This is a genomic window from Pseudomonas moraviensis (genome assembly GCF_900105805.1).
In the GTDB taxonomy this organism is placed as follows: Bacteria; Pseudomonadota; Gammaproteobacteria; order Pseudomonadales; family Pseudomonadaceae; genus Aquipseudomonas; species Aquipseudomonas moraviensis_A.
Genome location: NZ_LT629788.1, coordinates 2803676 through 2816655, shown reverse-complemented (window position 1 = coordinate 2816655; position 12980 = coordinate 2803676). Strand labels below are relative to the sequence as shown.

At 61.1% G+C, this 12980-nt stretch carries 8 protein-coding genes and 1 other RNA gene; 8 read left to right on the top strand and 1 reads right to left on the bottom strand.

From position 1 onward, the window contains the following. Positions 1-23 precede the first annotated feature (23 nt). From BLU71_RS12475 to BLU71_RS12440, 8 genes are all read left to right on the top strand, one after another. On the top strand, positions 24-683 hold the full coding sequence (locus BLU71_RS12475) for a GntR family transcriptional regulator (RefSeq protein WP_039763015.1): 660 nt from the start codon (positions 24-26) through the stop codon (positions 681-683). A gap of 2 nt (positions 684-685) precedes the next feature. Further along, entirely contained in the window at positions 686-4174 is a 3489-nt protein-coding gene (gene smc, locus BLU71_RS12470) for a chromosome segregation protein SMC (RefSeq protein ID WP_083353213.1), read from the top strand. A 225-nt stretch (positions 4175-4399) separates the two neighbouring features. Beyond that, a complete protein-coding gene (gene zipA, locus BLU71_RS12465; protein WP_041479106.1) occupies positions 4400-5263 on the top strand; it encodes a cell division protein ZipA in 864 nt (287 codons plus the stop codon). 183 nt (positions 5264-5446) lie between these two features. Next, positions 5447-7804 (top strand): NAD-dependent DNA ligase LigA, encoded by a 2358-nt coding sequence (gene ligA, locus BLU71_RS12460; RefSeq protein ID WP_083353212.1) that lies wholly within the window; start codon positions 5447-5449, stop codon positions 7802-7804. A 214-nt stretch (positions 7805-8018) separates the two neighbouring features. Then, positions 8019-9182 (top strand): zinc-binding metallopeptidase family protein, encoded by a 1164-nt coding sequence (locus BLU71_RS12455; protein ID WP_042608430.1) that lies wholly within the window; start codon positions 8019-8021, stop codon positions 9180-9182. Between the two features lie 134 nt (positions 9183-9316). Continuing rightward, positions 9317-9413, top strand: an RNA gene (ffs, locus tag BLU71_RS12450) — signal recognition particle sRNA small type. Positions 9414-9618: 205 nt separating this feature from the next. Continuing rightward, entirely contained in the window at positions 9619-10104 is a 486-nt protein-coding gene (locus tag BLU71_RS12445) for a hypothetical protein (protein ID WP_197680940.1), read from the top strand. Between the two features lie 36 nt (positions 10105-10140). Beyond that, a complete protein-coding gene (locus BLU71_RS12440) occupies positions 10141-12102 on the top strand; it encodes a hypothetical protein (protein ID WP_083353211.1) in 1962 nt (653 codons plus the stop codon). A gap of 100 nt (positions 12103-12202) precedes the next feature. Here the strand turns inward: BLU71_RS12440 and BLU71_RS12435 are convergent, their stop codons facing one another. Beyond that, positions 12203-12952: a substrate-binding periplasmic protein gene (locus tag BLU71_RS12435; protein WP_083353210.1), complete on the bottom strand. Its 750-nt coding sequence runs from the start codon at positions 12950-12952 to the stop codon at positions 12203-12205. Positions 12953-12980: the final 28 nt, after the last annotated feature.

The following is a 12980-nucleotide window of genomic DNA, read 5'->3' as shown; positions in this document are numbered from 1 at the left end:
TCGATAGAGTTTGAAGGACAACCATGACGTTCAAGGCGCCGGACAGCCTCGCCGAGCAAATCGCTCACCACCTCGCCGAACGCATCATTCGTGGCGAAATGAAGCCGGGAGAGCGCATCCAGGAACAGAAGGTCACACTGGCGCTCAACGTCAGCCGCGGTTCGGTCCGCGAAGCCTTGCTGATCCTTGAGCGCCGTCACCTGATCGCGATCCTGCCACGTCGTGGCGCCCACGTTACCGAGCTGACGCCGCACAAGGTGCAGAGCCTGTGCACGCTGATGAGCGAGCTGTACATCCTGCTCGGCAATTCCGTGGCCAACGGCTGGCAAGTGCAGTCGGACATGGCGCCGTTCGTGCAGATCCAGCAGCGCCTTACCGCCAATTACGAGCGCGGCGATATCCGCAGCTTCGTCGACGACAGCTTCGCGGTGATGCGCGCCGCCTATCCGTTTGCCAACAATCCGTATCTGCAGGAAACCGTCGAGAACCTCCAGCCGGCGATGAGCCGCGCCTACTTTCTCGCCCTCGAACAGCGCAAAGCGGAGATGAGCGAGTTCCTTGAGCTGTTCGAACGCTTGCTCGCTGCCGTGCTCGCCCGTGATTTGCCGCAGATCCGCATCGTGCTCACGGCGTACGCCCAGCGCAGCTGCGATCTGGTGGTGTCTGCGCTGACGGTTGCCTGAGCGTGCGGCTAAAGTGCATCAAACTGGCGGGGTTCAAGTCCTTCGTCGACCCGACCACGGTGAACTTCCCCAGTAACATGGCGGCGGTCGTCGGGCCGAACGGTTGCGGCAAGTCGAACATCATCGACGCCGTGCGCTGGGTGATGGGCGAAAGTTCGGCGAAGAACCTGCGTGGCGAGTCGATGACCGACGTCATCTTCAACGGCTCGACCAGCCGTAAACCGGTGAGTCAGGCGAGCATCGAGCTGGTGTTCGATAACTCCGACGGCACGCTGCTCGGCGAATACGCCGCCTACGCGGAAATTTCCATCCGCCGCAAAGTCACCCGCGACAGCCAGACCACTTATTACCTCAACGGCACCAAATGCCGTCGGCGCGACATCACCGATATCTTCCTCGGCACCGGCCTCGGCCCGCGCAGCTACTCGATCATCGAACAGGGGATGATCTCCAAGCTGATCGAGTCCAAGCCTGAAGACCTGCGTAACTTCATCGAAGAAGCCGCCGGCATCTCGAAATATAAAGAGCGCCGCCGCGAAACCGAAAACCGCATCCGCCGCACCCACGAGAACCTCGCACGCCTGACCGACCTGCGCGAAGAGCTGGAGCGCCAGCTCGAACGTCTGCACCGTCAGGCCGAGGCGGCGAAGAAGTACCAGGAACTCAAGGCCGAAGAGCGTCAGCTCAAGGCGCAACTGTCGGCCCTGCGCTGGCAGGATCTCAACGAGCAGGTCGGCCAGCGCGAGTCGATCATTGGCAACCAGGAAGTCAGCTTCGAAGCGTTGGTCGCCGAGCAGCGTAACGCCGACGCGGCCATTGAACGCCTGCGCGACGGTCACCACGATTTGTCCGAGCGCTTCAATCTGGTGCAGGGACGTTTCTATTCGGTCGGCGGTGACATCGCCCGGGTCGAGCAGAGCATTCAGCACGGCCAGCAGCGTCTGCGCCAGTTGCAGGACGATCTGAAAGAAGCCGAACGCGCGCGTCTGGAAACCGAATCGCACCTGGGCCACGACCGCACCTTGCTGCTGACTCTCGGTGAAGAGCTGGACATGCTCACCCCCGAGCAGGAAGTCACCAGCGCCGCCGCCGAAGAAGCCGCCGCTGCGCTTGAAGAAGCCGAAACCACCATGCACGGCTGGCAGGAGCAGTGGGACGCCTTCAACCTGACGGCTGCCGAACCGCGCCGTCAGGCCGAAGTGCAACAGTCGCGGATCCAGCAGCTGGAAAGCAGCATGGAGCGCTTGGCCGACCGGCAGAAACGCCTCGGCGAAGAACGTGCGTTGCTATCAGCCGATCCGGAAGATGCGGCGATCATGGCGCTCAACGAGCAGCTCGCCGAGTCCGAAGCGACCCTGGAAGATTTGCAGACCAGCGAAGAAGCGCAGGTCGAAAAGCTCGAACAACTGCGTCAGGAATTGCAGCAGGCGTTGACCGCCCAGCAGCAGGCGCAGGGCGATCTGCAGCGGCTCAACGGGCGTTTGGCATCGCTGGAAGCCTTGCAGCAGGCCGCGCTCGACCCGGGCACCGGCACCGCCGAATGGTTGAAGGAACACAACCTCGCCGAGCGTCCGCGTCTGGCCGAAGGCCTGAAGGTCGAGGCGGGTTGGGAGCTGGCGGTGGAAACCGTGCTTGGCGCCGATCTGCAAGCGGTGCTGGTCGACGACTTCAGCGGTTTTGATTTGTCCGGTTTCACCCAAGGCGATTTGCGTCTGCTCAGCCCGGCCAGCGATGGCGTGCGAGTGGCGGGCAGCCTGTTGGATAAAGTCGAGGCGCAGATCGATCTGTCGCCGTGGCTTGGTCAGGTCAAACCGGTCGACAGCCTTGAGCAAGCGCTGGCGTTGCGCGGTCAGTTGAGTGCCGGGCAAAGCCTGATCAGTCGCGATGGCTATTGGGTCGGTCGGCACTTCTTGCGTGTACGTCGCGCCAGCGAAGCGGAAAGCGGCATGCTCGCCCGTGGCCAGGAAATCGAAGACCTGCAACTGGAGCGCGAAGAACGCGAAGCCACGGTCGAGGCCATGGAAACCCGTCTGCAAACCTTGCGTGCGCAACAGCGCCAGCAGGAAAACGGCCGCGAACATTTGCGTCGTTTGCTGCAAGACGAAGCGCGCCAGCAAGGCGAATTGAAAGCGCAGCTGTCCGCCGGCAAAGCCAAGGCCGAACAGCTGACATTGCGTCGCACCCGTCTTGATGAAGAACTGGTCGAACTCGCCGAACAGCGCGAGCTTGAGCACGAACAGGTCGGCGAAGCGCGCATGAATTTGCAGGAAGCGCTGGACGCCATGGCGCTGGACACCGAACAGCGCGAGTTACTGCTGGCCCAGCGCGACAGCCTGCGCGAGCGCCTTGATCGCGTGCGTCAGGAAGCGCGGCAGCACAAGGATCACGCCCATCAACTGGCCGTGCGTCTCGGCTCGTTGCGCGCCCAGCATGACTCCACGCGTCAGGCGCTGGAGCGTCTGGAAATGCAGGCCGAGCGCCTGACTGAGAAGCGCGAACAGTTGAGTCTGAATCTGGAGGAGGGCGAGGCGCCGCTGGAAGAGCTGCGCCTCAAACTCGAAGAGTTGCTCGACAAGCGCATGACCGTCGACGAAGAACTCAAGACTGCGCAGATCGCCCTGGAAGACGCCGATCGCGAATTGCGCGATGCGGAAAAACGCCGGACCCAGGCCGAACAGCAATCGCAGCTGATTCGCGGCCAGCTCGAACAGCAGCGCATGGAGTGGCAAGCCCTGACCGTGCGCCGCAAGGCCTTGCAGGACCAATTGCTTGAAGATGGCTACGATCTCAACGGCGTGCTCGCGACATTGACGGCGCAAGCCAGTGAACGCGAAGCCGAAGAAGAACTCGAACGCATCAACGCGCGGATTCAGCGCCTGGGCGCGATCAACCTCGCGGCCATCGATGAATACACGCAACAATCGGAGCGTAAACGTTATCTGGATGCGCAGGACGCCGATCTGGTCGAGGCGTTGGAGACCCTGGAAAACGTCATTCGCAAGATCGACAAGGAAACCCGCAATCGTTTCAAAGATACCTTTGATCAGATCAACGGTGGATTACAGGCACTTTTTCCAAAAGTTTTCGGTGGTGGACGGGCGTATTTGGAACTGACGGGCGAAGATCTACTCGATACAGGGGTGACGATCATGGCGCAGCCGCCCGGGAAGAAGAACAGCACCATCCATTTGCTCTCCGGTGGCGAAAAAGCCCTGACGGCACTGGCCCTGGTTTTTGCCATCTTCAAGTTGAATCCGGCGCCGTTCTGCATGCTCGACGAGGTTGACGCGCCACTGGATGACGCTAACGTTGGACGCTACGCACGGCTGGTCAAAGAGATGTCGCAGACCGTGCAGTTCATCTACATCACCCACAACAAGATCGCCATGGAAATGGCCGAGCAGTTGATGGGCGTGACCATGCATGAACCGGGTTGTTCGCGGCTGGTGGCGGTGGATGTCGAGGAGGCGATGGCGATGGTGGACGCCTAGCGGCGGTGCTGCAAGTGACAAGCTCCAGGCTGCAGGTGGACGGCTTGTGGCTTGGAGCTTAAAGCTTGTAGCTGCGAAGCCTTTGATCGTGCTAGTTTAATGTCAATTTTTCGTATACGTGGGCAAAACGCCTGTCAGAACATAGAGTTGGCGCCACGTTTTAAAGCGGTTTACGCAGTGTAAACCCCTTATTTTTCAGCATTTTTTATAGAGGCACGGGATTACATGGAAATCGGTCTGCGCGAGTGGCTGATCGTCATCGGCATCATTGTGATAGCCGGTATTCTTTTCGATGGCTGGCGCCGTATGCGCGGCGGCAAGGGAAAGCTGAAATTCCGTCTCGACCGGAGCCTGTCCAATCTGCCGGACGAGGACACCAGCGCCGAGCTGTTGGGCCCGGCCCGCGTGCTGGACACGCACAAGGAGCCGCAACTGGACGAGCACGATCTGCCGTCGGTGAGCATGCCCAACCGTGAAGCCCGCGAGCCGCGTGAATCCGGTTCGAAACGTGGCAAGCGCGGCAGCAATGGCCCGGCGCAGGGCGACCTGAACCTCGACCTCGATCTGGACGGCGGTCCGAGCTTCAGCAGTCGTGATGACGATTTCGCCGAAGACAGCAAGCCTGCACCGGCTGTGGCGGAAAAAGATCAGCCGCAAGCCGAAGAGGTCCTGGTGATCAGCGTGATCTGCCGCGACCCGGCTGGCTTCAAGGGCCCGGCGCTGCTGCAGAACATTCTCGAAAGCGGTCTGCGTTTTGGCGAGATGGATATTTTCCACCGCCACGAAAGCATGGCTGGCAACGGTGAAGTGCTGTTCTCCATGGCCAACGCGGTCAAGCCGGGCATTTTCGATCTGGACGACATCGACCATTTCAGCACTCCGGCGGTGAGCTTCTTCCTCGGTCTGCCAGGCCCGCGTCATCCGAAACAGGCTTTCGACGTTATGGTCGCGGCAGCACGCAAGCTGTCCCAGGAGCTGAACGGCGAACTGAAAGATGACCAGCGCAGCGTGCTGACCGCGCAGACGATCGAGCACTACCGTCAGCGCATCGTCGAGTTCGAACGCCGCGCATTGACCCAGAAGCGCTAAGGCCAGAGCGCAGTTGTGGCGAGGGAGCTTGCTCCCGCTGGGTTGCGAAGCGACCCCAAATTTACGGCGGCTTCGCCACCGAGCGGGAGCAAGCTCCCTCGCCACAAGGTCTACCACCTTGAGCGACTATGATTAGACACTGGAGCAGCCTCGGCTGCTCTTTTGCTTTGTGAGAGAACACCCATGACCGCCGCCAAAACCCGCATTCTAGAGCTGCGCGCTGAGCTGGATCAGCACAACTATCGCTACCATGTTCTCGACGAACCGAGCATTCCGGACGCCGAGTACGACCGCTTGTTCCACGAGCTCAAGGCACTGGAAGCAGCCAACCCGGAACTGATCACCAGCGACTCGCCGACCCAGCGCGTCGGCAGCATGGCGCTGACTGCGTTCACTCAGGTGCGTCACGAAATTCCGATGCTCAGCCTCGGCAACGCCTTCGAAGAATCCGACATGCGCGAGTTCGATCGCCGGGTCAACGAAGGCCTCGACGTGCCGGCTGGCGATCTGTTTGGTGGCGGCGCGGCGGTGGAATACAGCTGCGAGCCGAAGCTCGATGGCCTGGCGGTCAGCCTGCTGTATCAGGACGGTCTGCTGGTGCGGGGTGCCACCCGAGGCGATGGCACCACTGGCGAAGACATCAGTGTCAACGTGCGCACGGTGCGCAACATTCCTCTGAAGCTGCATGGCGACGGCTGGCCGGCGACGCTGGAAGTGCGCGGTGAAGTGTTCATGTCCAAGGCCGGTTTCGAGCGACTCAACGCCTCGCAACTGGAGATCGGCGGCAAGACCTTCGCCAACCCGCGCAACGCTGCTGCGGGCAGTCTGCGCCAGCTCGATTCGAAGATCACCGCCAACCGGCCGCTGGAATTCTGCTGCTACGGCATCGGTCAGGTGTCCCACGACATTTCCGACACCCACATCGGCAACCTCAAGCAGTTGCAGAAGTGGGGCATGCCGATCAGTCACGAACTGAAGCTGGCCAAGGGCATCGACGAGTGCCTGGAGTACTACCACGACATCGGCGCACGGCGTAATGCACTCGCTTATGAAATCGACGGCGTGGTGTTCAAGGTCAACAGCATTGCCGACCAGCGTGAACTGGGCTTCCGCGCCCGCGAACCGCGCTGGGCGATCGCGCATAAATTCCCGGCGATGGAAGAACTCACCGAGCTGCTCGACGTTGAATTCCAGGTCGGCCGCACCGGTGCGGTGACTCCGGTGGCGCGTCTGAAACCGGTGAAAGTCGCCGGCGTCACCGTGGCCAACGCCACATTGCACAACATGGACGAAGTGGCACGTCTGGGCCTGATGATCGGCGACACGGTGATCATTCGCCGCGCCGGCGATGTGATTCCGCAAGTGGTGCAGGTGGTCACCGAGCGTCGTCCTGATAACGCGCGCCCGGTCGCCATCCCTGAAAGCTGCCCGGTGTGCGGCTCGCATGTCGAACGCACGCAACTGGTCAAGCGCAGCAAGGGCAAGGAAACCTTCAGCGAAGGCGCGGTGTATCGCTGCGTCGGCCGATTGGCCTGTGGCGCGCAACTCAAGCAGGCGATCATTCACTTCGTTTCGCGCCGGGCCATGGACATCGAAGGTCTGGGCGACAAAAGCGTCGAGCAACTGGTCGACGAAGGTCTGGTCAGTTCGCCAGCCGATCTGTATGCGCTGAAGTTCGATGACATCGTCGATCTGGAAGGCTTTGCCGAAGTCTCGAGCAACAAGCTGCTGAAAGCCATCGAAGACAGCAAGCAACCGAGCCTGGCACGTTTCATCTACGCCCTCGGCATTCCCGATGTCGGCGAAGAAACAGCCAAGGTGCTGGCACGTTCTCTGGGTTCGCTGGAGCGCGTGCAACAGGCCTTGCCGCACGTGCTGACCTACCTGCCGGATGTCGGTCTGGAAGTGGCGCACGAGATTCACAGCTTCTTCGAGGATGCGCACAACCAGCAGGTCATCAGCGAATTGCTCGGCCATGGTTTGCAGATTCAGGACCAAGGGGAGTTGGGCGCGGAGTTCGCCGCCAGTACCACGCTGGGCGGCTTGCTCGACAAGCTGCACATTCCTTTCGTCGGCCCCGGTGGTGCACAGAAACTGGCGGACCGCTTTGGTTCGCTGGAAGCGGTGATGAACGCTGACTGGCTGGACATGCGTCAGGCGCTGCCGGAGAAGCAGGCCAACTCGGTGCGCGAGTTCTTCGCCTCGCCCGAGAATCGCCAACTCGCCGAGCAGTCTGAGCAACAACTGCGCAATTTCGGCATGCATTGGCAGAGCGAGAAGAAAGTCGTTGAAGGTTTGCCATTGTCCGGCGAAACCTGGGTGCTGACCGGCAAGGTCGAACTGATGAGCCGGGATGTGGCCAAGGATCATCTGGAAAGCCTTGGTGCCAAGGTTGCCGGTTCCGTGTCGGCGAAAACCCATTGCGTGGTCGCAGGCCCCGGTGCCGGCTCGAAACTGACCAAGGCCAATGAACTCGGGGTCAAGGTCATGGACGAAGAAGCGTTTATCGCCTTCCTCAAAACCCACGGCGTCACTGTGTAAGGGATGCGCCGCTCTTGTGGCGAGGGAGCTTGCTCCCGCTGGGCTGCGGAGCAGCCCCAAACCCTTGCAGGCAAACCGCGGATGATGGATTTGCGACCGAGCGGGAGCAAGCTCCCTCGCCCCAACGGCGGTGTCATCGGGTAGCGCGCGGTATTCGGGAACGATGTTGTCTTGAGGATGATCTAGTCTTGGCCAGTCCCAGGGAGAGATCGCCATGCACCGCTTTTTCGAGCAGCTCAGTTCCCGCATCATCGCGCCGTTCGTGGCCGGATCCTCACGCAACAGCAAAGTCTGGCCGTGCCGTTGTGGCCAGTCGCTGTTCTTTCGCAACAGTCAGTGCCTGGCCTGTAACGCCTTGCTCGGTTATCAACCTGAACAAAGTCGCCTGACCTCGCTGCAGCCTGGGCCGGAAGAGGGCACCTGGACACTCGACGTCGATCCCGACGCCGGCCTGTTCCGCCGCTGCGCCAACCTCGACATGCCCGCCGCCTGCAACTGGCTGCTGCCGGCCAACGATCACGACACCTTGTGCATCGCTTGCAGCCTCAACCGCACCATCCCCGACCTGTCCGTCCCGGAAAACCCCGAGCGCTGGCGCAAGGTCGAGATCGCCAAGCGTCGACTGGTCGCGCAATTGATCACCCTCGGCCTGCCGGTGATCGCGAAAACCGTGGATGAAGAAACCGGGCTGGCGTTCGACTTCATCGGAGTCGACCTGCAAGGCAACGCACCAATGACCGGTCATGCCAACGGTCTGATCACTCTCGACATCCAGGAAGCCGACGATGCCCATCGCGAGCAGGTCAGGGCGCAGATGCACGAGCCCTATCGCACGCTGCTCGGGCATTTTCGCCATGAGGTCGGGCACTATTACTGGGATCGCCTGATCGCCAACGGCCCCTGGCTCGGCGCATTCCGCAACCTGTTCGGCGACGAGCGCGCCAGTTACGCCGAGGCGCTGGACCGGCATTATCAGCAAGGCGCACCGCTGGACTGGCCGCAGCATTACGTCAGTGCCTACGCGACCATGCACCCGTGGGAAGACTGGGCGGAAACCTGGGCGCATTACCTGCACATGATGGACGCCGTAGACACTGCGCTGGGTTTCGGCATGAGCGCGCGGGAAATGGACTTCGATTACCAGCCGTTTCCGACCAGCACCCTGTACGACCCGGAGCACCCCGGCGGGAGCGCGTTCCTGTCATTCGTCAACGCATGGATCGAACTGGCCGGCATGCTCAACGAACTGTCGCGCAGCATGGGCCAGCCGGATTTCTATCCGTTCGTACTGCCGGCCGCGGCGATCGCCAAGCTGCACTTCATTCATCTGGTGATCCAGCAGGCGGGCGGTCGTGCAGACGAAGTTCTGGCCCTGTAGGAGCCGCCGAAGGCTGCGATCTTTATGTCCTTGAACCCGTTCATATTTTTAATCTGCAACCAACGGTTGTAACTTCATCTCAGACAGGTACAATGGCGCGGCTCGCCGACAGGCAAGCGTCGTTATGGTGACCCCATCGGTCCCCCCGCAACGATTACCCGTGAACCTGGTCAGATCCGGAAGGAAGCAGCCACAGCGGGAACATTGTGTGCCGGGGTGTGGCTGGTGGGGGCACCACCTTAACGAACCATCGAAGGCTTCAGACAGAACTGCATGGGTTTCGCCCACTGCGGTTTTTTTATGCCTGTGATTTGGCTTTTGGCGTTGATCCGCTATCAGAAACGCTCAGATCAGCAGCGCAGCGTCCCGTTGGCCGTGCGGCTGTCGAAGCTGAACAGTGGCATACTCCCTCGCCTGGCATCGAGAGGTAAGGCAAGTGGGTGAAATTGACGATCTGACTCGGGAAAAACTGCGCGAATGGCAGTTGCGTCGTCTGGAAGTCAAGGAACAGATGCGGGAACAGCCCGAGCGAACCCTGGAGCTGTCGCGCTTGCTCGACCTGATGGATGAAGAGCACGCCGCGATTCTGGCGGCTTCGACCGTGTTCAACGCGGTCGAAGAAACGGCGCAGCCGGTCGCGGTGCAGGACCAGCCCGCCGCTGAACCGAGGGCCGGCCAGTACGACCTGCAATTGCACGCCAGCGCTCAAAGCCCTGAACACTTGCGCAAACTGCTGGAAATGGCGCTCTACGAAGTGCAGGCACAGATCGATGCGGGCTCGATGACTGACTGCGCAGCTCGACGCGGCATGTCCGGCACGCTGGGCGACTACTCCTTCGAGCTGCGGATCCACCCCGAGGCCGGCAGTGAGGGATGCTTGCCTCCCACCCATGAACTGCGCGACGAGAATGACCAGGACTGATCTGGTGTTGTGTCAAAGCCCAGGCGGCGAGGTTGTATGCACCCGGAACATTTTGATTTGGCCACCCCGGTACTTCTACCGATTACCCATGATGCATGTACGGCGTTGTTGCAGCCCGAGGGTGAAGCGGCACTGGCCGACCTGACTGACCCGGAACTGGCGGCGGTGCTGGTTATCCAGAACCTCGCCCAGGCCACGGAACCGGATTTGAGCGCCAGCGCGGCAGAGAAAATTCTCGCCAGACTCATTGACTGGTCCGTCACCTCCCGGCGCTCTGGATCGACGGGACTGATTTCAGAGGCGCGGCGATTGTTCGATTCGCGCAAACTGTATTTCGGCCTCAATGCGCTCAAAGGCCTGAACCTGCGGTTTCTCATGGCCGACGAAGTCACTGCGCAGGAATACCTGTTGCCCGACGGGCAATGGGATGTCGACTACAAGATTCGCCATCAGAAACAGAACAACCCGTTCAGTCAGCAAATGGTCACGCCTCGTGAGCGTGAGCACTGGTTAAGCGCCGCGCAGGACAAGCTGCTGCGGACCTTTCGCGCCAATCTCGACGAAGACCTGCACGTGCAGGGCTATGCGGGCATCGGCAAGAGTTACATGCTCAGTGCGCTGATCGAATGCCTGCGCTCGAAACGCACCCTGGTGCTGGCGCGCACCCCGGCGAAACTGAAGACGTTGCGCAAACACATCACGCAAGTGCACAACACCGAGATCGGTCAGACGTTTTTCGACTTTGCCCAGGCCCAGTTGCTTGGCCCACGGATGCACAGGGCCGGGACGCCAGCACGGATCCCGAGCAAGCAGGCGCTGGCGCAGGAACTGAATATTTTTGGTTTCCGCCACCATGATGGCCCGGGCACGCTCGAGGTCTGTCTGCGCGTGCTGGAGCTGTATTGCGCGTCAAGAGACCACACGCTGTCCGCCAGGCATCTGCCCCATTTCCAGCAGCCCTTGACCGCCGCAGACTCGCAGGCGCTGCTGGAGTATTCCAGTCGCCTGTGGGTGTATCTGGAGGCCAACCCGGCCTGGGCCAGCCAGAGCGGTTTTCAGACGTTGTTGATGATCAAGCGCGCCAGTCTGGCCGGTTGCCGCGTCCCGCCGCGCTACACCCATGTGATCATCGACGAAAGCCAGGATGTGCCGGCGTCGCTGCTGCAGATCATCGAACGCGGGCAGCAGGTGCTGATCACCCTCGGCGATGAATATCAGCAGGCCAAGGGCGAGCCGCTCAAGCGCAAGCGTGAGGTCCGCCAGAGTGATATCTGCTATTCGGTGCGCTCGGGACGCAACGTCGAGCGCCTGGTCAACCCGCTGATTTCGCGCCACACGCAGAAGAGCAAAGTGCCGTTTGAAGGTGCTCGCCATGCGGACGTCGATATCGAGTACTACCCGCAGGCCTTCGTGCCGCCGGAGGGTTGCGTGGTGCTGACTGCGTCACCGTGGGACACGATGATGTGGGCCATTCACCTGCACGATTGCAATTGCGCCTTCAGTTTCCCTGACAGGGAAGCTCAAGAGGACATCAAGCATTTCATGACCACCGCCATCGAGCTGTTCCGCCGCGATTTCTACAGCGCCGGGTCCAGCGAGAAAGGGCCGCACCCGTTTTTCAGCGACATCGCCGACTGGCAGCAGGTGCGTGAGACCCATCGTTTCGACGAGGCGTTTTTGTGGATCGAAGCGCAACTGCAAGAAGGCTTCATGATTGCCGACCTGACTCGACTGAGCCAGAAGATCATCGACCCAGGCAAGGCCTGCCTGTTGATGATGGCCGAACGGGCCGGTGGCATGGAGTTCAAGCGGGTGCTGTTGACGCGGGCCTTGCTCAGCAATGAGAAATTCAAGGACGCCTATGAGTTCGATCAGCGCATCTGTGCCGTCTACATCGCCATCTCCCGCGCCCGACAACAGCTGTACCTGCCTTACGACGTGGTCGAGTGGATCGACTTTCACGATTACCAGAAATTCCGCGAATCGCACGGCTATTGATATCCCCCTGTAGGAGTGAGCCTGCTCGCGATAGCGTCCGGCCAGCCAATCATCATTTGACTGATACACCGCTATCGCGAGCAGGCTCACTCCTACAGGGTTATGGGGTGTGTTGGGAGGTGCCGGTGTAGAGCCGGATGATCTCATCTATCTCGCCGGACATTTTCATCCGCAGCAACGTGCGCAGAATCCGCTGCACCGGTACCTTCGGGTCGTTCCTCACATAGCAGCCGATATGCTGTTCCTGCAGCACCGCGACCCCTCGCAACTGCTGCTCCGGCAGCAGGCGCTGATTGATCCAGTCCAGCGTCCACTGATTGCTCACCGCGTAGCGATAACGGCCGGCGAGGAGCTTTTCCAGCACCTGTTCCTGATTGCGCGCGTCTTCGCGTTGCAACCGGTCGGTGTCGAACAGTGATTGCAGCGTCGGGTAGCTGTAACCGAGGACGGTGCCGATGGCCTGTCGCGGCAGATCGGCGGGATTGATCTGCGCCGATTTATCTTCGCGGCTCACCAGCAGGTCGCGCTGAAACCACAGCGGCACGCTCCAGATGTAATCGCCGGACTGATTCGGCAGCCACGACTGTGCGGCATAGCAGCGCACGTCGATGTCGCCGTGTTCCATGGCGCTCTGGACCCGTGCGCGCGGCAGGACGATGAACTGCGCCGGCGCGCCGACCTGGGTCGCCAGGCTGAGGAGGATGTCGTGCAGGATGCCCTGGGTCGGCCTGCCGCTTTCCAGTTGCACCATCGGCATCGCCCAGCTGTCCGGCACGGCGAAGCGCAACGGCGCTTGCGCTGCCATCGCGTTGAGGCTGATTCCCAGCAATGCCCCCAGGGCCCACCGCATAAACGCTCCGGTCATTCGCCGTCCCGAG